The following is a 23,464-nucleotide window of genomic DNA, read 5'->3' as shown; positions in this document are numbered from 1 at the left end:
TTAAAACAGTTAGTAGTCAAAATATCTTTGCGTGCTTTGCGTTAAAAAAAGCATTATAATTAAAAGCGGATATTCAAAAAAATAAATTATCTTGAGAAAATCCATATTTGCCAGATTAAATAACTGGATTACTTTTACCTTAATGACCATTGTGGTACTCACAATTGTTATTGCATCTACGATTTTGATTAATTTTCTCCGTAAAGAGGAAATTAAAAGAGTTGATATCTTGGTGAGTGCCCTAAAGTTTCAACAGGAAGTTGCTACTCCCAATTTAGAAATTCAGGCATTACTTCTTCAGATTTATGGCTCAAACAGTACGATTCCTGTTATTCTTTTAGATAAGGATGATAGAATTATAGAACATAAAAATCTACCACAAGACATTGAAAATGATCCTGTAAAAATAGTGACTTTAGCAAAAAAAATGGCAAAAAGCTACAGCCCTATTGAAATTGAAATTGCAGAAGGAAACAAACAGATCGTTTTTTATGATAACTCTCCGTTGCTGAATAATTTACGGTATTCTCCATTTATATTAGGATTTTTTATTTTATGTTATTTCTTATTCTCGTTTTGGTTTTTCAGAACAATAAAGAAGACCGATGAAGGTTACCTTTGGGCAGGTTTAGCAAAAGAAACTGCTCACCAGATCGGAACTCCGTTATCTTCAATGATAGGCTGGATGGAAATCATGAAGCTTGAAGATCCCGATTCTGAAGGTGTTCATGAGATTGAAAAAGATATTGAAAGATTAAGAACAATTTCAGAGCGATTTTCAAAAATTGGCTCAGTTCCTGAACTCAATGATACCAATTTTAACGCAACAATTCAGGGGAATTTTGATTATCTAAAGACAAGAATTTCCCGAAAAATTGATTTTAGCTTACATCTTCCAAAATACGATATTCTGGTTCCACACAATAAAATTCTGATGAGCTGGGTAATTGAAAACTTAGTTAAAAATGCAGTAGACGCAATGAAAGGTGAGGGAGCATTGCAAATGTTTGTCTTTGAGAGAAATAAAAATATCTTGATCGAAGTAAAAGATACCGGAAGCGGAATGACCAAACAACAAGCCAGAAATGCTTTTAAACCAGGATATTCTACTAAAAAAAGAGGCTGGGGATTAGGTTTGTCATTGGCAAAAAGAGTGGTTCAGGAATACCATAACGGCGATATTAAAATTTCCCAGACTGAAGTTGGGAAGGGTACTACTTTTAGAATAACGATTAAAAAAGGGTAGGAATATTTTTTTTTAAAACACAAGTAACACAAGTGTTTTTTCACAAATGACACTAACAAAAATTTGTGATTTTCGTGGTCAAATTTGTGTTATTCGTGTTTCAAAAACAAAAAAAAGCGAGGAAAAATTTCCCCGCTTTATTATTTACTATTAACTTTTAATTATTTCTTGCCAGTTAACCACTGATCCTGCAATTTCTTTTCTGCCGGAGTCGGATTAGCCTTGTACTGAAGCGTTTCCATCGTCAATTTATCAAGAATTGCTTTTCCTTTAAGGTCGATTTTATCCATTTTATCACCATTTTTTCTAAGAACAGTCACGGTTACGTTTTGTCCTTCTTTAATGGTTTTAGAATAATTGATAAAGGCCTGTACATTTTTAATATCAATTGTTTTTCCGTCTAAAGCTAAAACTTCATCTGTGATTTTAAATCCGATGCTTTTAGAGAAAGGAGATAAAGCTGAACTTTCATCAAAAACAAACGTGTTATTTTTCTCGTTGTATCCTGTTTGATTTGGATCTTTAATTAACCAAAAAATCGGCGGAGTTTCCTGCTTGCTGATTTCCACACCTACCTGACTCAAGTATTCTGCATAAGGCGTTGGCTGGCTTCCTGCAATATATTTATTGTAAAAATCTTTGATTTGAGGATAACCTGTTACAGTTACCAATTCATCAATCAGTTTATCATCTTTGAAAGGCTTATTTTCACCAAATCTCTGAGATAATTTTCTGATCATATCGCGGTAACCCATTTCACCGTTGGATAGTTTTCTCAATTCAATATCAAGACACATCGTTAAAAGTGTTCCTTTTTCGTACACATTTCTGTACTGATCTTTGTATTGATCCAAAAGAACATTTTTACTCATCACCGTGAATGGCATTGTATCGTCGTAGTTCTTAGAATTGGTAATTTTTTCGTTAATTCTCTTTAAGAACTCATTTTTATCAATTAAACCTTCCTGAATCTGGAATAAATTAGCAAAATATTCCGTTCCGCCTTCATACATCCAAAGGTGTTGAGACATTTTAGGATCAGCATAATCAAAGTTATGAATTTCTTCAGAATGTGTCTTCAACGGATTTACCGTGTGGAAAAATTCGTGAGAAACAACGTCTGTAATAGCTTTGTCGATCGCATCTTTCGGCATCATTTCAGGCAATACAACACTTGTAGATTCGTGGTGTTCCAATGCTCCGAAACCTTTGATTTGCGGCTCACCAGTACCTGAAAGATAAAGTAAGATTGCATATTTTTTATTGGTATTCATATCACCCAAAAATTTCTTTTGAGCAACTACCATTTTTTCTAAATTCTCCTTAAAATCTGCCGCTTTGTATTTTCCAGTTGGTGAATAAACTCCCAAAACAAGATCCATTCCTCCTGCATTGAAGGTGATATAATCAGGTTTTGTGTACATTAACGGAGAATCTGTCACTTTTGCGTAATTCGCTAAAACGTAAGTGTCTGTAGATTCAGATTTATCCTGATCAACCAAAGCTGTCGTTCCGTAAAAATCAGTTGGTTTTTGAACCACCAATTGATAAGGAACATCCTGCATATTGTCGATATATCCGATGAATCCGTGTGTATTGATCATGTATACTTTTCCTTGTTCGATATCTGTTCCGGACGGAGAAAATACGGCTTTATGTTTTGACGTATCCATTTCGTCATCAAAACTGTCATTCACCAAATAGGTTACTTTAGTTAAATTTTGAGCATTTTTAAGAGAATACGTGTTGTCATTCACTTTAGTGAAAGTCAGTTCTTTTCCTTTATTGTCTAAAAATTTGATACCTTCTATAAATCTTCCGTAATCATCCACAGAATAGGTTCCGGGAACGGTTTTTGGAAAATGGAACTTGATGTCGCCTGATTTCATTTTTGGGAATTCCATCGTAACGGCAACTTTATCGTCCTTTACATTCACAAGGTCGATGTTGGTTTTAATAGACTGAGCGCTTACTAAAACGGTAGCCAAAACGCTTAAACTTAGTGCTATTTTTTTCATTGAGTTTAAATTATAATTAAATAGTTGTCGTAAAATCCATTTTGTTACGAACTGATGTATTAAACTTTTCTTAAAATTTCAGATTAAAATTAGTAAAATGAAAAAGCATATTATATTTTAACCATTAAGATTTTTATTAAGAGGTTAAGAATATTAAGTTTGATCCCGTTTTAAATTTAAAATCGATTTGATTTTCTTAATTAAACTTAACTCCTTACAAATTCTTAATGGTTGAAATAAATAAAAAAGCAAAACCGATATTTCACGATTTTGCCTTCTATATTTACTGTACTTTCTTGTAATTAATATAATAATTCTTGTTAAATTGAACCAGAGTTCCTTTTTTTAATTTAACGGTTTGCCAGCTTTCGGTTGGATTAATGGTTTGCTCGCCATCAATGATGATCGGAAGTTTAAGGTTTTTGATCACATTTGTATAACGGAATTTCAACTCTTCTCCTTTTTGAGAATACTCCAAAGTCGGAATTTTTATAGTTCTTAAATATTGATTAAATACGCTCGAAAAATCAATACCGGATTTTGATGAAATATAATTTTCAATCTGTTGCGTTGTTACGGTTTGATGATAGAATTCTTTACTCAAACCTCTCAATATCTGCCTGAATTTTTCATCATTATTAATAATCTGACGAATTGTATGGATCATACTTGCTCCTTTTGGATACATATCGCCGCTTCCTTCATTTCTTACGCCATATTTCCCGATAATCGGAACGTCATTATCAATTTTATTTCTATATCCTTGAGCATAAATATCTGCGGACTTTTTATCCATATATTTTTCGATAAAAAGGGTCTCAGAATAGGTTGTAAAACTCTCATGAATCCACATGTCTGCCTGATCTTTTGCAGTGATATTGTTGGCAAACCACTCGTGTCCGCTTTCGTGAACGATGATATAATCCCAGTTTAAGCCAACTCCTGTTCCAAAAAAATCTCTTCCACGGTATCCGTTTTGATAACCGTTTCCGTAAGCAACATTACTCTGATGTTCCATGCCCAAATAAGGTGAATCAACTAGCTTGTAAGAATCTTCATAGAAAGGGTATGCGCCAAACCAATATTCAAAAGCAGAAAGCATTGGTTTTACCTGCTGGAATTGTTTTTTTGCTTTATCTAAATTATAATCCAATACCCAATAATCTAAATCCAGCGTTCCTTTTTCACCTTTGTAAGTGTCTTTAAAATTGACATATTTTCCAATATTGGGGATAATAGAGTAGGCATTGATTGGGTTTTTAACCTGCCAAGTGTAGGTTGTTTTATCTCCTTCAGTTTTTTTATCAATCAGTCTTCCATTTCCAACTCCAACTAAATCTTTAGGCGTGATGATTTTCATAACCATTCCATTATCAGGTTCATCACTCCAGATGTCTTTTGTAGGAAGCCAGATTGAAGCTCCGATTCCTTCATCTGCAACGCTCATCCAAGGATTTCCTTTCTCATCTGTTGTGAAAACCCAGCCTCCGTCCCACGGTGCATTTTTAGCGATCACAGGATTTCCGGAATAGGTCACATCAATAGTATATTTTTCTCCTTTTTTGAAGCTTTTATTGGTTTTGATCCAAATAAAACCCCCGTCTTGTTTATATTCTGCAATCGGGAAATTTGCTTCCACTTTATCAGCTTTCATCGGTTGTTGAAGGTCAATTTGAAAGGTAGGATTAGCAACATCTTTTATAATTTCAAAACTGATTTTGTTGATTCCTTTGATGCTTTTTTGCTCAAAATTAGGTTCAACGGAAAGCTCATATTTTTTCACATCCCAAAAGTTTCTGAATTTGGTATTGGAACCTTTTAAAGTATCTTGTTTGGTGAAAATTTCCGGTCTTTCGAAGAATTGTCCGAAAACAAGTCCTGATGCTAATAAAAGTGTATATGAAAGCTTTTTCATTTGAAATTAAATTAATCTATCCAAAAATAGAAAATTTAATACCAACTGAGAAAAAATAAATTATAAAGCTCTATGAAAATTAATTAAATCAACAAAAAATATTTGATTGTAATTCAGAACGAATCAAGGCACAATGAAGAATTTGCTATAATTTAAACGCAAAGTTTTAATATACAAGTGTATTACTTTTAAGGTGCAAAGAGATGCGACAAAGTCGCTGATGAAGTAAGCTTCTTAAGAATCAATCATATTGATTCAATTCTTTGCTCCTTAAAATTTACAGAATTAAAATAGATCTTTGCGTTAAAAAAAATGTTTAAAAGCTGAGATACCTTAGGAATGACAAAGATGATATTTTACTTTTTAATTTTAATTAAAGAATTTTTTAAATAATATTTTTGAATTTATTAAGATCGATATCGTTATTATCCGATATGTCAATAAAATATTTAGTTTGCCAGTTTTTAGTTTTTTCAGCCTGTTTACTTTCAGGTTCATCCCAATTGGGGTAAACCCGAAACCCTCGTTTGCCCTCTTTTTGATTATCAGTCAGTATATATTTTTCAGCTAATACTTTTTTGGGGAATATAAAAAATCCATATTGAGGATCGTTTTCTGTGGCGATAATATAAAAATCAAAATCATCGGAAGCGTTGAATGGTTCTGTTTTTCCTTCAGAATTTCTTCTCCATAAAGTCACAAATTGCCCGTTTTTGGTAGGCGTAATCTTAGCTTTCCGGAATTTAATTTTAAAATTATTAAGTGAAAAATTATGACCAAAATATTCTTCACATTCTAAATCTGTTTCAATATTTGATAGATTTAATTGTAAGATTTTAAAAACAGAATCTTCAATTCGGTTTAGCTCTTTGATCATTTTTCGATTTAAATCTTACTTAAATTACTTCTGAACTGCCGGAAGATTTTCTTCACGCTTCAAAACTTTTTTATGAGTATAAGCACACATAATAATACTGAATTCGTAAAGCAGAAGTAGTGGTAATGCTGCCATAATCATACTTAAAACATCTGCAGGAGTAATAATTGCCGCAACAACCATAATTAAAACAATCGCGTGACGACGATATGTTCTCATGAATTTTGGCGTCAAAATTCCGATAGTTGTAAGGAAATAAATAAGGATCGGGAAAAGGAAAATAACACCCATACCCAAAATAACTTGTAAGAATAAAGTTGTGTAATCGCTTAAGTCGTAAAGCGGAACAATAATATCTGAGATTTTGAAGATAACTCCAAAATTAATAGCAAAAGGAAGGATTAAAAAATATCCACATAAAACACCTGTCATGAAAAGAATCCAAATCGCATTGATGATAAAGATTGAATTTTTTCTCTCTCTTGGATGCAAAGCCGGACCAATAAAACGCCACAATTCCCAAACAATGTAAGGAAATGCACCAACGATTCCACCAAAAATAGAAACGGACATCATGACATTAAACTGCTGATAAAGCCTTTGTACACGTACAGGAAACTCTTTCGGAAGGTGGATACTGTCTTCTCCCAAAATCATTCTGGAAAAGTGATTTACAATTTCAAATGTAGGGAAATCGTTTCTGGTAGGTCCAAAAAAGATATGGTCCATGATCCAGTTGATGTTAAAACCAACAGCGAAAGCGGCAATTATGATCGCGATCATTGATCGTACAAGATGACCTCTTAATTCTCCAATATGCCCTAGAAAGGACATTTCTTTACCTTCACTCACAGAATAATTTTTTAAAGTTCCAAATTTATGAAATATTTACAAGAAGTTAGAGATTAGATATTAGAAGTTAGATTTTTTCATGTTTTAGAACTAATTTCTAGCTTCTAATATCTAGGTTCTAATTTATTCCCTCATCCAACAGCTTATGCAAATCGATAATCCCGAAATATTTTCCGTTTTCTGTTACGATAAGCTGTCCGATATTGTTTTCTTTTAAAATTTTCATGGCTTCTTTTGCCAAAGCGTCTTTTTCTATCGTTTTTGGGTTGGCAGACATGATATCTTTAGCTAAAACTACAGAAACGTCTTCACCTTTCATCAACATTCGTCTTAAATCTCCGTCAGTAACGACTCCAATGATCTCATTTTCATTCGTTACAACGGTAATTCCGTGTCTTGATGCGCTGATTGAGATAATGACATCTCTTACTGTAGAATCTTCCGTAACCTGAGGTTTTTGAGAAGATAGAAAATCATCAACTTTTGAAATTAAATTCTTTCCTAAACTTCCTCCAGGGTGAAATTTCGCAAAATCATTTTCTTTAAAATCATTTAATTCCATCAAAGCGATGGCTAAAGCGTCTCCCAAAGCCATTTGTAGGGTTGTTGAACTTGTTGGAGCCAGTTTGTTCGGACAAGCTTCCATGTCAACATGAGTGTCTAATATGATTTCTGAGAATTCAGCAAGTTTACTTTTTTTATTTCCTGTCATTCCAATTAAAGAGGAAGAATAATCTTTTAAATAAGGGACAAGCGTTACAATTTCAGGAGAGTTTCCCGAGTGAGAAATACATAAAACAACATCCTGTTTTTGAATGACCCCCAAATCTCCATGAATGGCCTCTGAAGCGTGAAGAAACTGTGATGGAGTGCCTGTAGAGTTCAATGTGGCTACAATTTTATTTCCAACGTGAGCAGATTTTCCAATACCAACAACGATCAGTTTTCCTTTTGCGGAGTGAATAATTTCAACTGCTTTTGCAAAATCATCGTCTATTCTGTTCTTTAATTTTTCAAGTTCTGAAATTTCTATTTCTAAAGTGCTTTTTGCGATTGAAATAATATTCGGTCTTTCCATTTTTACTTTTACAATTTTGTATACAAAAATCTCCTGATATAAATTTATACTTTAAAAAGAATATTTAATATAAATTTTATTTTTATAAATTCGTTCGCTTTTATTTTCAGCAAAAATTTTATAACTTTGGGATAGATGCAAATTTAGCAATACAAAATTAGATGAGCGCAAAAAAAGCCAATTTATCGGGCGAATTGAAAAAATATTTCGGATTTTCTACCTTCAAAGGTCAACAGGAAGAGATCATAGAAAATCTACTGAACGGAAAGGATATATTTGTTTTGATGCCTACAGGAGGGGGGAAGTCTTTATGCTACCAGCTTCCAGCTCTTATTTCTGAAGGAACTGCAATTGTGGTTTCGCCTTTGATAGCATTAATGAAGAATCAGGTGGATGCTGTAAATGGCCTTTCATCTGAAAGCGGAGTTGCGCACGTTTTAAATTCATCATTAAACAAAACGCAGACCAAACAGGTTTTTGACGATATTACAAGTGGTAGAACTAAACTATTATATGTAGCTCCGGAATCTTTGATCAAAGAAGATTATGTTGATTTCTTTAAAGATGTCAATATTTCTTTCGTTGCCATAGACGAAGCGCACTGTATTTCAGAATGGGGGCACGATTTCAGACCGGAATACAGAAACTTAAAATCTATTATTGATAAAATTGCCGATGTTCCGGTGATCGCATTAACGGCAACGGCAACTCCAAAAGTTCAGGATGATATCCAGAAAACTTTAGGAATGACCAATGCTTTAGTCTTTAAAGAAAGTTTTAACCGTGCGAATTTGTATTACGAAGTTCGTCCAAAGGTGAATGTAGACAGAGAGATAGTTAAATTTATCAATCAGAGAAAAGGAAAATCAGGGATTGTTTACTGTTTAAGTCGAAGAAAGGTTGAAGAATTTGCTCAACTTTTACAGGTAAACGGAATTAATGCGCTTCCTTATCATGCCGGACTTGACCAAAAGGTACGAGTTGCCAATCAGGATAAATTTTTGATGGAAGATGCTGATGTGATTGTAGCTACGATCGCATTCGGAATGGGAATTGATAAGCCTGACGTACGATTTGTGATTCACTATGATTTCCCGAAATCACTGGAAAGTTATTATCAGGAAACCGGACGCGCAGGTCGGGATGGTGGCGAAGGCTATTGCCTGTCGTTTTACGACCCTAAAGATATTGAGAAGTTAGAAAAATTCTTAGCTCAAAAGCCTGTTTCAGAAAGAGAAATCGGATTACAGCTTTTAAATGAAGTGGTTGGTTACGCCGAAACTTCAATGAGCAGAAGACAGTATATTCTGTATTATTTTGGTGAAATCTTTGATCCGATAAAGGGTGAAGGAGCCAAAATGTGTGACAATGCATCTAATCCTCCAAAACTCAAAGATGCAACGGATGACTTGAAAAAGGTGTTGGAATTGATCAGCATAACTGGAGAAAAATTCAAGTCTAAAGATTTGATTTCTGTGATTGTCGGAAAGGAAAGTGCTGTTACAAAGTCATATAAATTAGAACAGACTTCTTATTTCGGTTTCGGAAAAGAAGATAAAGACAATTATTGGAAAACAATTTTAAGACAGGCCACGGTTCAGAATTTTCTTCAAAAAGATATTGAAACTTATGGTGTTTTAAAGATTTCCGAAAAAGGGCAATTGGTTTTAAAAGGAGAACTTGAACATTCATTCTTAATTGCTGAAGACCGAGAATTTGATCTTTCTCAGACAAAAGCAGAAAGTGATCAGGTTCAAATGCAGGCCAATGGAAGCTTAGACCAAAAATTATTTGAACAATTAAAAGATCTTAGAAAAAAAGTCGCAAAAAAATATGGAATCCCGCCCTACACGGTGTTTATGGATCCAAGTTTGGAAGATATGACGGTTCAATATCCGATCACATTGGACGAAATCGCCAAAATCTACGGAGTTGGTGAAGGAAAAGCCAAAAAATACGGTAAAGAATTTGCGGATTTTATAAATACTTATGTTGAAGACAACAACATAGAACGTACTCAGGATATGGTGTTGAAACAGGTTGCGAACAAATCCAGCCATAAAGTTTTTATCATTCAGAGTACAGATAAAAAAATTGACCTTGAAGATATTGCAAGAGCCAAAAACCTATCAATGGACGATCTGTTGAAGGAAATGGAACGTATTGTATATCAAGGGACAAAGTTGAATATCGATTATTATATCGAAGATAATTTTGATGAAGACATCGTAGACGGTTTCATGGAATTCATGACCGAATCTGAAAGCGACAGTATGAAAGTCTTGTTAGACGAATTTGGAGATGAACTTTCTGATGAAGAAGTGAGAATGTTGAGAATCAAGTTTATCAGTGACGTTGCTAATTAAAAAATACAGCCTTATTCCTTCGTGGGTAAGGTTTTTACTATGACGAAAAAAATTTCTGTTATGTTTATTCTGCCGGATCTTGAAACCGGAGGCGCAGAAAGAATTGTTACCACAATAGCAAATCATCTTTCCAGAGATAGGTTTGAGCCTAAGATTTTGCTTTTACGCAAGAAAGGCGGATATCTTGACCTTGTTAAAAAAGACGTTGAAATTATTGATATTAATACAGAAAGAATTAGACATTCATTAAAGCCTATTCTTGCTGAAATTTACAGAAGAAAACCGGATATTGTATTTTCCGGATTTGGAGAAGTGAATGCTTATTTAGCGCTATTTATCAAGCTTTTTCCGAGAACAAAATTCATTGCGAGAGAAACCAATGTTGTCACTCAGCATGTAACGAGAAAGGAGATCAAGTTTTTCTATAATTTTTACAATAACTATCAGAGAATCATTGCGCAAAGTGATGATATGATGAAAGATTTAACGAGTAATTTCAATATTAAATCGAAGAAAATTATTAAAATAAATAATCCTGTTGATTTCGAATTTATAGATCAAAAACTATCAAATGCTGTAAAACCTGAAAGTTTTAAATATAACTATAAAAACGTTGTAGCCATAGGAAATTTATCTTCCAGAAAAGGTTTCGATAACTTGTTGAAGGTTTTTTCAAGGCTTAAAAATGAAAATATTTTACTCCATATTTTAGGAGACGGAAAAGACAGGGAAATTTTACATCAAATGAAAGATTTTTTAGGATTAAAAAATGTTTACTTTCATGGAAGACAGGAAAATCCTTATCAATTCCTGAAATTTGCGGATCTTTTTATTCTTTCATCAAGATATGAAGGTTTTCCGAATGTATTATTGGAAGCCGGAGCTTGCGGAACCTATTCTTTGGCGAATAATTGTCCGGGCGGAATTAATGAAATCATCCAGTCTAGAGTGAACGGAGAAGTTTCTGATATTGAAAATCACGAAGATTTTTCACAAAAAGTAATGAGTATTCTGCATGGAAGTTATGATAAAGATTCTATTAAAAATTCAATCAGATCAAGATTTTCAAAGGATATTATTTTAGATAAATATGAAAAGGTTTTGCTTGATTTAATGAAGAAATAATCATTGTAAACTATTTTATGAGCTTTTATATTTCCTTACATTTGCTCTCCAAAATTTTATCTAAAAAGCCAATATTTCATACATGAAAAAAATCCCCAAAATTGGATGCGCCTGCGAAAAACCTACTTCTGATTATACTGAATATAGAAGTTCAGAATTAGGAATAGACCGTACGAACGGAAGAAATGCCGAAGTATCGATTCAACAATGCAAGCTTTGTCAGAGAATTTGGATTCATTATTTTGTTGAATTTGAGCATCATTCTAAATCAGGAAGATGGTATAAAGGAATTGTTACTAAAAAAGACCGTTCACAAATAACTCCGGAAAATGCAGTAGAATTTTTAGAAAATTTGGGATGGTATGTTTATGGAGGTTCTTATTTTGAAAGTACGGGAACATTTGGAGAAGGGAAGGTCAATGTAGATATGTAATTTCTCTACTAATTATTTTAAATTTAAAAAAATGATAAGTAAAATTTTCATCCCTTTAGCTGGAATTCTTTTACTTATGAACTGTAAAAGTCCCAAAGAAAAAGTAGAAGATGTTATACTTTATCAGGATAGTATCGGATATTGGAACTATGAGTGGCCAAGAGAGAGGGCTGAATATTACGGTTTTACTTTTAAGTTTATGAAAAAGAATAAGCTTCAAAAACTTTCTTTCAACAAAGTTGAAAATAAAAGATGGGCATGGAATGATTATCCATATGATGAATCAATTTACAGATGGGGAGTTGCAGATGATTCAATTTTTACTTTCATGAATTATAATTCAAAAATTAAAATTACAAAGTACAACAGTGATACAATTTGGCTATACGACTCCGAAAGAAAAAGTAAGGAATTACTTATAAAAGTTAAAGGAGATCTTAATATTGAGAAACCTGTTAAATTAAAAGTAATTAATGGAAATACAGGAGAAGAAATCCATGGTCTTGATATTTAAGTTTAAAGAAAAATTTGACAAATCTCACTTTCTCACGTGGTAATTAATCAGTAAATTTGTAAGAATAAAGAAATTTAATAATAAACAAATTCATAAAATAACATGAGTCAATTCGATGTTACCGTAATCGGTTCTGGTCCTGGTGGTTATGTTGCTGCAATTCGTGCTGCACAATTAGGTTTCACAACAGCAATTATTGAAAAATACCCAACTTTAGGCGGAACTTGTCTTAACGTGGGATGTATTCCGTCAAAAGCGCTTCTAGACAGCTCTGAACATTTCGAAAATGCAAAACATAATTTCGCAGGTCACGGAATCATTATCAATGAGCCTCAGGCAGACATTGCAAGAATGATCGAGCGTAAAAACGAAGTTATCAAGCAAAATACAGACGGAATCAGCTATCTGATGAACAAAAACAAAATCACTGTTTTTGAAGGCGTTGGAAGTTTCGAATCTGCTACTCAGATCAAAGTAACTAAAAACGACGGTTCTACGGAAACGATCGATTCTAAATATACAATCATTGCAACAGGTTCTAAACCAACTTCTTTACCTTTCATCACGCTAGATAAAGAAAGAGTAATTACTTCTACAGAAGCTTTAAATCTTAAGGAAATTCCTAAGCATTTAGTAGTTATCGGTGGTGGAGTTATCGGTCTTGAATTAGGTTCTGTTTACTTAAGATTAGGTGCTCAGGTAACTGTTGTTGAGTTTATGGACAAGATCATTCCTACAATGGACGGAGCTTTAAGTAAAGAATTAACGAAAGTTCTTAAAAAGCAAGGAATGAAATTCATGCTTTCTACAGCGGTTTCTGCGGTTGAAAGAAATGGAGATACTGTAAAAATTACTGCTAAAGATAAAAAAGGAGAAGAAGTAACTGTTGAAGGAGATTACTGTTTAGTTTCTGTAGGTAGAAAACCTTTCACAGACGGTCTTGGACTTGAAAAAGCAGGTGTTGAACTTGACGAAAGAGGAAGAGTGAAAACTAACGACCACTTACAGACTAACGTTGCAAATATCTACGCGATCGGTGACGTTATCAAAGGGGCAATGTTGGCTCACAAAGCTGAAGAAGAAGGAGTTTTTGTTGCTGAAACATTGGCTGGACAAAAACCTCACGTTAATTATAACCTAATTCCTGGTGTTGTTTACACTTGGCCTGAAGTTGCCGGAGTTGGTAAAACTGAAGAGCAACTGAAAGAAGAAGGTGTAGCTTACAAAGTTGGATCTTTCCCAATGAGAGCTTTAGGTAGAAGCCGTGCAAGTGGTGATGTTGATGGTTTGGTTAAAATCCTTGCAGACGAAAAAACTGACGAAGTTTTAGGAATGCACATCGTAGGAGCTAGAGCTGCCGACTTGATCGCTGAAGGGGTAATTGCAATGGAATTCCGTGCAAGTGCAGAAGATATCGCAAGAAGTTCTCACGCACACCCAACATATGCAGAAGCTATCAAGGAAGCTGCATTGGATGCTACAGGTAAAAGACCTATTCATATGTAATTATAATTGATTAATTTTTAATCATTTAAATATAAAAGAGAAATCATTTTTGGTTTCTCTTTTTTTTGGCATAAAAATGGAAATTGACCTAATAAATTTAGGTATGAAAAATATTTTTATTGGTTTGATGCTTTTTGCGGGAATTTATTCATTTGCACAGGAAGCAGGAAAGGCGGGAGAGCTTTTAAGAAATGAAGCTTCTACTACAGAAATGCAGTCAACAAAAACAAGAGGTTTCGATAATAGAAATAATAACTCAAATAATTCTGGTTTTAGAAATCCGAATAATCAAAATAATAAAGGAAGAAACCCTAATTATCAATGGAATCAAAATTATGGGTATTCAGAAGTTTTTCTAAGAATTCCTGAAATGGGATATTTCACGGTTGAACTTGGTGATCAGATGATTTCAAACAATTCCGGAAAGTATCGTTTTTTTGATTTACAGTCGGGTAGAGTTCCAATTTCGATTTATGATAATGGATTTTTAATTTATCGAACAACTTTACAGCTTCGAAATAATAACAGATTAGTGCTTGATTTTTTCACCAATAATGGGTTGTATTTATTAGATTCATATCCGGTTCAAAGCCAGTCTTACGGTTTTAATGACTGGAATGATGTTTGGAATGATCTGTACGGAAATAATCAATCAGGAAATTGGAATAATTCAGGAAATGTGATGGATAATAATACTTTCCGACAGTTTTTTGCAATGTTTCAAAGAGAACGATTTGATGATGGGAAAATTGCCTTGGTCAACCAACAGATGCGCAGTTCACAGTTTACTTCTGAACAAATCAGAGATCTTGTGAAGTCAATAAGTTTTGATAAAAATAAACTTATGCTGGCAAAATCTATGTACAGTAAATGTGTAGATAAAAATAAATATTTTCTGGTAAGCGATGCCTTTGACTACGAAAGCAGTAAGCGCGAGCTGAGGGAATTTATAGCTAAATAATAAGATAAAAAATGAAGAGAAGTTAATTTACTTCTCTTTTTTGTTTAGTAGGATATTTTCAATCATTAAACCTGTTTATTTTAACCACAAAAGAAACAAAAGATATTGATAATTTAAAATTTAATTGTTTTGAAAAGTTCTCAAAAGAATTAAAAAATATTTGATTTTTTAAGCTAATGTGATCTTAATGTACGGTTTATTGGTTAACTTAAATACTAATACTTTAATCTTTTGTATCTTTTGTGGTTTAATAAAAAGTTTAAACAAGTTTATAATTAAAAAATAAGACTGTTTTAATTATAATGATCGCTTTTTTGAAGCTCCAACTCTAAAACTCTCAAACACACTCACTCAAAAATTAGCAATTATTTTCCGTACCTTTGTGGCTTAATTTTATCATTAATGCAATTAGGGAAAACTCAAACTTTAAAAATTTCAGAAAAAACAAGTTCTGGATTAATATTAACGGACGAATCTGGTGAAAAAGCTTTTTTGCCTAAAATTTTCGTTCATGAAGAAAAAGAAATCGATGAAGAAATTGAAGTTTTCGTATATCAGGATGATAATAAATTAAAAGCAACTACGGAAACTCCATTAGCAGAAGTAGGAGAGTTTGCTGTAATGGGCTGTGTACAGAGTCTTCCAAGTGGTGCGTTTATGGATTGGGGAATTATTAAAGATCTTTTCATTCCGTACAAACAACAGAAGTCTAAAATTCTTGAGGGAAAAAGATACCTAGTTTATCTGTATGTTGATGAAAGGCTGGATTTGATCACAGGAACTACAACATTCAAAAGAAATCCTCAGTATGAAGATCTGCCTTTCCAAAAAGGAGATAAAGTAGATCTGATTTTAATGAACGAAAGTGAATTGGGATGGAATGTTGTGATCAACAAAAAATATATCGGACTGATTTATACTTCTGATGTTTTCAAAAAATTATACCCGTTATCTGAGGAAAAAGGCTACATCAAAGCAATCCGAGAAGATGGAAAAATTGATGTTTCTCTACAGCCCGAAGGTTTTGAAAACATTGACGAGTTCAAACAAAAGATTTTGGATAAATTAAATGATAATTACGGTTTACTTTATCTGTCTGATAAATCTACTCCGGAAGAGATCCAGGATGCACTTCAAATGAGTAAAAAGAACTTTAAAAAAGCCCTTGGCGGATTATATAAAGATAAGATCGTTGAGATCTTAGATGATAAAATCAAATTAGTGTAAAATAAAAAGGAGCAGAATTTTCTGCTCCTTTTATTATGTTTAATCCCTGTTTTTAATCAGTAACCAACCTGTGTAAATTCTTCCATCAGAAACTTTTATGGTATACCAGTAATTTCCTGTAGGTAGTGGAGCTCCGTTTAATTTTCCGTCCCATTCAAGAGGTTTTTTAGAGATGATTTCTTTGAAAACTGGAAGACCTCTTCGATCGTAAAGATTGATTTCAGTTCCTGGATAATTTTCAAGTCCGACAATTTTCCATTTATCGTTTCTCCCGTCTCCGTTTGGAGTTATAGCATTCGGAATATTAAAAATCGAAAAATTCTTTTCACCAATAATACATCCGCCTTTGGTTCTTACATATACTTTGTATTCTCCAATAGTCAGATTATTGAAAACATTAGAATCCTGCCAGATAAAATTATCCAAGGAATATTCATAATTTCCGGTTGCAGAAAGAATAACCGTTGCAGTGTTGTTATTGATGTTTACAGAAACAATTTCAGCAAGAATCGAATATTTCACCTCAATCGTATCTATGTCTTCACATCCAAAGTTATTCGTCACTTTTACAGAATAAATTCCCGGAGTTGAAACGGTGATTGTTTGAGTCGTTGCCCCGGTATTCCATAAATAGGATGCAAAACCGCTTCCAGCGTCTAATGTTACCGTTTTACCTTTACAGAATTCAATACTTTCAGGAAGCTTGATCTGAGGTTTTGGATTAAGCGATATATTTAATCTTACAACGATAAAACAACCGTCTGCTGTAGCAACTTTCACATGAATAATTGTTGTTCCGATATTTAAAACATAACCAGATGGATTGGTAATAATATTTCCCGTATTATCTGTGTAAGTGAAAATATAGTTATTCGGATTATTAATGATGTCATCTTCATAAGAATGAAGGTTTACAGTCATTGTATTTGCCGTTGTCGAATTACACAATGTATCCGTAAAATCATGTGCAGGAACATTATTGGTTGAAAGTGTAACAGCAATAGCCAGTTTTTCAGACTCACATCCATTTAAGGTCTGAGTAACAAAATAAGTTTGTCCATGAACAAGTGGAGTTGTTATGGGTAAAATATTTCCGGCAGCATTGTAAAATAGTAAAGAAGTTCCGTTTACCACCAAATTTGCCAAAGTAGGATTTGCCGAAGCACAGAAATCCTGTGTAATATTTGCTGTCGGTTTCGGAGTATTGTTTACCGTAACCTGGATACCAATCTTATTACTTTCGCAGCCATTTATAGTTTGTGAAGCGTAATAAGTCTGTCCATTTACCAGAAGAGTTGTTGCTGGCAAAATGGTATTAGCTCCATCATACCATTTGATATTTTGCCCTGTAATTTGGATATCTGATATTTTGGGTTGATTGGTAGCACAAAATGTTTGAGTTAAATTACTTGTCGGAAGTGCAGGAGAAGTTACAATCACATTTTGATTTTGCGTTGCAGTATTTCCGTTTCCATCGTTATAAGTCCAGTGAATAATATAGGTTCCCGGAATTGTATAAGAAAGTGGATCTGTAGTCGTTGCAGTAATTGTTCCCGCGCAATTATCGTTTGCAGTCGGGAAGTTGGAAACTATAGTGTGACAATCTCCTGTAATATCTGCAAGAACTGCAATATTTGGAACTGGTGCAACATTGTCACCAACTACAATATTTACTGTAAAGCTTCCGTCACAAGCTCCACTTCCTGTGATTTGGCAAGTATATGTTCCTGCATTCGCTGCTGTAGCATTTGGAATTATAGGGTTTTGAAGATTTGATGTAAATCCGTTAGGCCCTGTCCAATTGTATGTGGTTCCACCTGTAGCGATTAATTGGATTGTTGAATTGTTGCAGACTGGAGAGTTTGAGGTTGCAGAAATTCCTGCAGCGCAATCATAAAATTTTGCAAAATTATTAGTTGTATTAGCCCCACCTAAAGTATAAATATTGTTACTTTTTGCAAAAATAGAATGTATTGCTCGATAAAAATAAGATCCCCAAATTTGACTTCCTGAGGTGCTAAACTTTGTGAAAAAGCCTGAATGGTAACCACCTCCATTGTTAGGTAAGAATCCATTGGGCGTAGCGATTTGAGCGTTGTTTGATGTTTGTCCAGCAAATACAAGGTTGTTATTATCATCTATAGAAAGCCCCAAAGCTTGGTCATCATCTACAGCATTAGTTGTTGTAGCTCCATAGTAAGTACCCCAGATTTGATTTCCACTCGAATTAAACTTTGTTAAAAATATATCGTTTCCAAGATTTGATGTACGAGTTGTCTGATGGGTTCCAGGCGTTGAAATTTTTTCATGAGCATCCGTATTTCCTAAAAGAATTATATTATTGTCTTTATCTATTTTTAAATCTCTTGAAGATGTTCTTCCTTCATTAGAATTAGCCTGAAGTCCATATCCGTTTTTCCCACCAAAATAAGTTCCCCATAATAATTGAAGATTGCCATTTAGCTTTGCTAAATATGCGTTTGATTCTCCTATAACAGCTTGTTGGTGAGTTCCTGATGTTCCAGGTCCACTGTTATTATAATCTCTATGTACGTCTCCGGCTACATATATATTGCCTGTGTCATCTTTTGCTATTTTTTTTATTCCATATCTTAAATTGAAATATGAGCCATAGAGTTGTTGTCCGTTGGGTGTAAACTTTGCTAAAAATGCTGTTCCATTATATAAATATAGATTGGTTGAAATTGCAGCATTAGAAGTTGCGATCCCATTATTACCTGCCGTAATACCTGCTAATATTAAATTTTCATTAGAATCAAGAACTAAAGAATTAATAGCGTCAAAATAGTCTCCTCCAAAATAAGTTCCCCAAATTTTCGTACCATTATCATTTAATTTTACAATAAAAGCATCCGTATTATCAGATTGATAGAACTGATTCACATATGATGAATGTTCTTTGTGAGCTCCTGGAGTTGTAATAGTATTTGTTCCAGCTTGTGTATCTCTTGCATAGCCTACAGCATATATATCATTGTTGCTGTTAACTACAATATCTTTTAATACATTTGTTTCATCCCCGCTATTATGATGATTTCCAATATATGTTCCCCATATTTTATTTCCTGAAACATCAAATTTTGAGACATATCCATAGTTTTGAGAATCAAAATCCATTACAGTATAAGTGCTGGTAGCTATATTATATCTTGCAATAGTTGTAAAACTTGTATAAACTTCCTGATTAGAATTTGCTAAAACTCTGTAGTATCCATATTCTGAATGCCATACCCAATTTGATAGGTTTTTAATCCACAAAGGTGTTGGTACAGGATCAATAACTAAAGTTTTATTGTATACATCTTGTTTACCAATAAATCCGTAAATATTTTCATCAATTTGTTTAAAGTTAATTGCTGTTTCCTTTTTAGATTTATCTTCTAATAACCACGAAAGAGGAATGTTTTCCTGTATTTCTCCAAAGCGAACTTTCATGATAATTTTATTGTCTTTTAATGATGTTTTCGTACCATTAAATTTCATTTTAATATCTGAAACTTTTCCACCTGATCTTACAATAAAATTATATTCAATTGGTTTTAAAGTATCTTTTGGTTTGAAAAAAACAAGATCTATATTGTTATAAATATTTTTATAAATTACTTTTTTAAATCTATGAACATTGGTTACTCCATTAGGTTTACTCGGAATGTTATAAAAATTTTCATAATCGGGAGATCGATCTTCGGCAATAATTTCTGTATTAAGATTAGAATTAACGAGATCTATATCAATTCGATGATATTTATATTTTATCTTTTCCTGCCTTTGATCAGATAAATTATGAGTCTTTTTAGAGTCATTTTCTTTTATTTTTTCTAATTGATAAACATCATAAGAAAACCCATTAGAGCGCAGCTGTACATTCAATCCGGCAGAGTGGAAAAGGTACTTTACATCGGCATTTTCTTTTCCGTCCTGATCAACGACCTGTCCTTTATTTTCGTAGAAAAAATATTCATTATTTTTTAAAGATTTGTTCTGGGAAAATAAAAGCACACAGCTAAAAAGTGTGAAAAGAAATAAAATTTTTCGCATCAGTTATTAATTTTCGGCAAAGATATAAAAACAGCCTGCTTATCAAAGGTTAAGTATAATTAATCTCTAACTGAAGATTCAAAACATGATGCAAATCATAACAATTTTCATTAATTATTTTGTTTAACAATTTTGTCAAAACAGATGATTGGTTTATATTTGCACAAAATTGTTTAACAAAAATGTCAAAACAAGAAAAAAAAGATCAAACACAGGAATTAATAAAGGAGACCGCAAAGAATTTATTCTTTGTGAAAGGGAAATTTAACGCTACTACGCAAGAAATTGCTGATGAAGCGGGAGTCAACAGAACGCTGATTAATTATTATTTCCGTTCAAGAGACAAATTGATTCAGATAATTTTTGATGAAGCGCATAGAGTAGAAAAGGAAAAATCTGAGATCATTATGACTTCTGACCTTCCTTTTAAAGCTAAAATAGCCGAGTTTATCGAAGGAAGTTTATCTACAAGTCTTCAGTATCCTTATCTCGAAACTTATATTGTTTCACAGATCAACAAAGGAAGCTGCCATACAAGAGATGTAGAAGAAGAGGATTTGAAAAAACTTTACGAAGATATTGAAATAGAAATGGGATTGGGAAATATCGAAAAAATGGCACCCGTTCAGTTTCTTTTGAATATGATTTCACTATTGGTATTCCCGAGTGCGGCCCGTCCGTTATTTTTAGAGAATCTGATGTTAAATGATATTGAATTTGACAAAATTATTTCAGAAAGAAAAGACATTATTTTAAATATGTTGTTTAAAAACTAAATATGTTAAAGTATTTTAAGAAATGATTCGTCACTTATAGATATAAAGAGAATAATATACATTAAAAAATAAACGAAGTATAAAATTATGAAAAGAAAACATATAACTGCAAATAAGCTAAAAATTGGGATAGCTGCTGCATTTATGATTTTCGGCTTTTCATCGGTGTCTGCACAACAGCAGGTTTCCTTACAGGAAGCTATTAAACAGGCACTTCAAAATAAAGCAGAAGCCAAAAAAGCTGCTTTACAGATCAAAAAAGCTGAATATAAAATAGACGAAGCCAGAGCCGGAGCTTTGCCACAGATAAGTGCTACAGCGGGTTTAACTTATAACCCGATCATTCAGGAATCTTTGCTTGAATTTGGTGGAGAAAGAATCAGAGCCCAACTGGGACAACCTTGGAGCTCAACAGCTTCAGTACAGGTTCAGCAGGCTATTTTTGACCAAAGAGTTTTCACAGGTCTTAAAGCTGCAAAATCAACAAGAGAATTCTATGTTTTGAATGCTCAGTTGACGAACGAACAGATTATCGAAAATGTTGCAACAGCTTACTACCAGGTTTTTGTACAGGAAGAAAATTTGAAGACGGTAGAAGCGAGTTACGCAAACACTGAAAGAGTAAGAAATGTCATTAAGAGTTTAGTTGATAACGGTTTGGCAAAAGGTATCGATTTAGATCGTACAAATGTTCAGTTAACCAATATTGGTTCAAATAAGCAAACATTGATCAACTCTGTGGAACTTTCAAAAAATGCTTTGAAGTTTTATATGGGTGTTCCAATTGGGACGGATATTGAGCTGGAAGAAAAAACGATTGAACCAAAACCGGAATTGATCGCAAGTAATATCAATCTTGACGAACGTACAGAGGTTAAAGTTTTACAAAAAAACAGAGAGCTTCTTGTATACAACAAAAAAGCGACAGAAGCATATTTGTATCCAACAGTAAATTTGGTGGCAAACTATGGCTGGGGCGGTCAGGGAGCAAAATTCCCTCTTACAAACGGTCTTAACAACGGAGTTCTTTGGAGCGATTATTCAGCGATTGGTTTAAATGTAAACATTCCGATTTTCACGGGTGGTGCTACAAAAGCAAAGATCAATCAGGCTGAAATAGATATTCAGGATATTGATGTGGATATTCAGAATACACAGTTAAGCTTAAGTTTAGATTATAAAAATGCAATCACCAATATGGAAAATGCATTAATCAATATCGAAAGCATGAAAGACAATGTAGGTTTGGCTGAAAGAGTTCAGAAAAACACGCAGTCTAACTATCAGTACGGTTTAGCGACACTTACTGAAGTTCTTGATGCTGAAAATGCTTTAACGCAGGCAAAACAGAACTATTCAAATGCATTGCTGGATTATAAACAAGCTGAAATTAAGCTAATTAAAGCTAAAGGAGAATTAAACACATTACAAAACCCATAATAAACTATAATGAAAAAAACTTTAATATATATCATCGTGGCAGCTGTACTTGTTGGTTTAGCGGCATATAAAATTGCTGATAATAAAAAGAAACAGGAAACAGAAGTAAAGGAAGTTGCTAAGCAGGTTGACAAAATCAATGTAAACATTGTAACCGTAGCAAGAGAAAATATCGATACAGATTATACTGCAAACGGAACTTTTCTTCCAAAGCAGGAGATGAATCAATCTTCTGAAATTGCAGGACGTATTGTAAACGTTTTGGTAAAAGAAGGTTCAAGAGTTGGAGCAGGTCAGGTTTTAGCAACAATTAAAAGAGATGCGATCGAAGTTGACATTTCTCAGGCTCAAAACAACTTACAAAATGCAGTGATCGATAACCAACGTTACGAAAACGCATATAAAACAGGAGGTGTTACTAAACAACAGCTGGATAATTCAAGATTACAGTTGAAAAATGCACAGGTTGCAGTAAGAGCTCAGGGAGTAAGAGTAAACGACACAAGCATTCGTGCAGGAATCAGCGGAACAATCAATAAAAAAATGGTTGAACCGGGAACTGTGGTTTCTATAGGAACTTCAATGTTCGAAATTGTTAATATTAACAGCTTAAAACTTTCAGTTTTGGTTGACGAAAGCCAGATTGGAAGAATTGCACTAGGTCAGGAAGTTCCAATTAATGTTAATGTTTTACCTGAAGATTCTTTCAGCGGTAGAATTACATTTATTGCTCCTAAAAGTGATGCTTCTTTAAATTTCCCTGTTGAAATTGAAGTTCAGAACAGAGGAAACCTAAAAGCAGGGATGTACGCAACGGCTACATTTAAAACAAACCACGGTGCCGAAACTCAAAATATGTTGACAGTTCCTGCAGAAGCTTTTGTGAATGGAGTAAGTTCAGGACAATTATTTATCGTAAACAACGGAACTGCTAAACTTATCAAAGTACAGACTGGAAAAGTTTATGGCGATAAAATTCAGATCTTAAGCGGACTGAATGGCGGCGAACAGGTAATTACCAGCGGACAGATTAACCTTGATAACGGTTCGAAAATCAATATCGTAAAGTAA

General features: G+C 33.4%; 17 protein-coding genes. 11 read left to right on the top strand and 6 right to left on the bottom strand.

Features of this window, described 5'->3' with window-relative positions; all coding sequences use genetic code 11:
* The first annotated feature begins 88 nt into the window (after positions 1–88).
* Positions 89–1,246: a sensor histidine kinase gene (locus tag SB689_RS03695; protein WP_410691285.1), complete on the top strand. Its 1,158-nt coding sequence runs from the start codon at positions 89–91 to the stop codon at positions 1,244–1,246.
* Positions 1,247–1,407: 161 nt separating this feature from the next.
* Here the strand turns inward: SB689_RS03695 and SB689_RS03690 are convergent, their stop codons facing one another.
* From SB689_RS03690 to SB689_RS03670, 5 genes are all read right to left on the bottom strand, one after another.
* Positions 1,408–3,264 carry a peptidase M61 gene (locus SB689_RS03690; RefSeq protein ID WP_410690780.1) on the bottom strand — a complete coding sequence of 619 codons (1,857 nt, stop codon included), beginning with the start codon at positions 3,262–3,264 and terminating at the stop codon, positions 1,408–1,410.
* A 283-nt stretch (positions 3,265–3,547) separates the two neighbouring features.
* On the bottom strand, positions 3,548–5,179 hold the full coding sequence (locus tag SB689_RS03685) for a M1 family metallopeptidase (RefSeq protein ID WP_410690779.1): 1,632 nt from the start codon (positions 5,177–5,179) through the stop codon (positions 3,548–3,550).
* A 385-nt stretch (positions 5,180–5,564) separates the two neighbouring features.
* Positions 5,565–6,056: a MepB family protein gene (locus SB689_RS03680; protein WP_410690778.1), complete on the bottom strand. Its 492-nt coding sequence runs from the start codon at positions 6,054–6,056 to the stop codon at positions 5,565–5,567.
* Between the two features lie 24 nt (positions 6,057–6,080).
* Positions 6,081–6,908, bottom strand: coding sequence for a twin-arginine translocase subunit TatC (gene tatC, locus SB689_RS03675; RefSeq protein ID WP_170857252.1), 828 nt, complete (start codon positions 6,906–6,908; stop codon positions 6,081–6,083).
* A gap of 118 nt (positions 6,909–7,026) precedes the next feature.
* The gene (locus SB689_RS03670) at positions 7,027–7,986 is read right to left on the bottom strand and encodes an SIS domain-containing protein (RefSeq protein WP_410690777.1); all 960 of its coding nucleotides are present in this window, start codon (positions 7,984–7,986) and stop codon (positions 7,027–7,029) included.
* Positions 7,987–8,147: 161 nt separating this feature from the next.
* On the opposite strand from SB689_RS03670, the gene recQ reads away from it, so the two are divergent.
* The 7 genes from recQ to SB689_RS03635 all read left to right on the top strand — a co-directional run bounded on the left by recQ (position 8,148) and on the right by SB689_RS03635 (position 16,118).
* The gene (recQ, locus tag SB689_RS03665) at positions 8,148–10,352 is read left to right on the top strand and encodes a DNA helicase RecQ (protein ID WP_410690776.1); all 2,205 of its coding nucleotides are present in this window, start codon (positions 8,148–8,150) and stop codon (positions 10,350–10,352) included.
* A gap of 60 nt (positions 10,353–10,412) precedes the next feature.
* Positions 10,413–11,477 carry a glycosyltransferase gene (locus tag SB689_RS03660; protein ID WP_410690775.1) on the top strand — a complete coding sequence of 355 codons (1,065 nt, stop codon included), beginning with the start codon at positions 10,413–10,415 and terminating at the stop codon, positions 11,475–11,477.
* Positions 11,478–11,559: 82 nt separating this feature from the next.
* On the top strand, positions 11,560–11,910 hold the full coding sequence (locus tag SB689_RS03655) for a hypothetical protein (protein ID WP_410690774.1): 351 nt from the start codon (positions 11,560–11,562) through the stop codon (positions 11,908–11,910).
* A 31-nt stretch (positions 11,911–11,941) separates the two neighbouring features.
* A complete protein-coding gene (locus SB689_RS03650) occupies positions 11,942–12,424 on the top strand; it encodes a hypothetical protein (RefSeq protein WP_410690773.1) in 483 nt (160 codons plus the stop codon).
* Positions 12,425–12,526: 102 nt separating this feature from the next.
* Positions 12,527–13,930: a dihydrolipoyl dehydrogenase gene (gene lpdA / locus SB689_RS03645; protein ID WP_410690772.1), complete on the top strand. Its 1,404-nt coding sequence runs from the start codon at positions 12,527–12,529 to the stop codon at positions 13,928–13,930.
* Positions 13,931–14,033: 103 nt separating this feature from the next.
* Positions 14,034–14,891 (top strand): DUF4476 domain-containing protein, encoded by an 858-nt coding sequence (locus SB689_RS03640; protein WP_410690771.1) that lies wholly within the window; start codon positions 14,034–14,036, stop codon positions 14,889–14,891.
* Between the two features lie 402 nt (positions 14,892–15,293).
* Positions 15,294–16,118, top strand: a complete 825-nt coding sequence (locus tag SB689_RS03635; RefSeq protein WP_410690769.1) for a S1 RNA-binding domain-containing protein — start codon at positions 15,294–15,296, stop codon at positions 16,116–16,118.
* Positions 16,119–16,157: 39 nt separating this feature from the next.
* Here SB689_RS03635 and SB689_RS03630 read toward each other — a convergent pair whose 3' ends face one another.
* Positions 16,158–20,177, bottom strand: a complete 4,020-nt coding sequence (locus SB689_RS03630) for a T9SS type B sorting domain-containing protein (RefSeq protein ID WP_410690767.1) — start codon at positions 20,175–20,177, stop codon at positions 16,158–16,160.
* A gap of 182 nt (positions 20,178–20,359) precedes the next feature.
* On the opposite strand from SB689_RS03630, the gene SB689_RS03625 reads away from it, so the two are divergent.
* From SB689_RS03625 to SB689_RS03615, 3 genes are all read left to right on the top strand, one after another.
* Positions 20,360–20,953: a TetR/AcrR family transcriptional regulator gene (locus SB689_RS03625; protein WP_410690766.1), complete on the top strand. Its 594-nt coding sequence runs from the start codon at positions 20,360–20,362 to the stop codon at positions 20,951–20,953.
* Positions 20,954–21,040: 87 nt separating this feature from the next.
* On the top strand, positions 21,041–22,393 hold the full coding sequence (locus SB689_RS03620; RefSeq protein ID WP_410690765.1) for a TolC family protein: 1,353 nt from the start codon (positions 21,041–21,043) through the stop codon (positions 22,391–22,393).
* A gap of 9 nt (positions 22,394–22,402) precedes the next feature.
* Positions 22,403–23,464, top strand: a complete 1,062-nt coding sequence (locus SB689_RS03615; protein WP_410690764.1) for an efflux RND transporter periplasmic adaptor subunit — start codon at positions 22,403–22,405, stop codon at positions 23,462–23,464.

The sequence above is a fragment of the Chryseobacterium sp. SIMBA_038 genome, assembly GCF_046535115.1.
Classification (GTDB): Bacteria; Bacteroidota; Bacteroidia; order Flavobacteriales; family Weeksellaceae; genus Chryseobacterium.
Note: the sequence above shows the minus strand (reverse complement) of the source record. Positions and strands in the feature narration are given on the sequence as shown.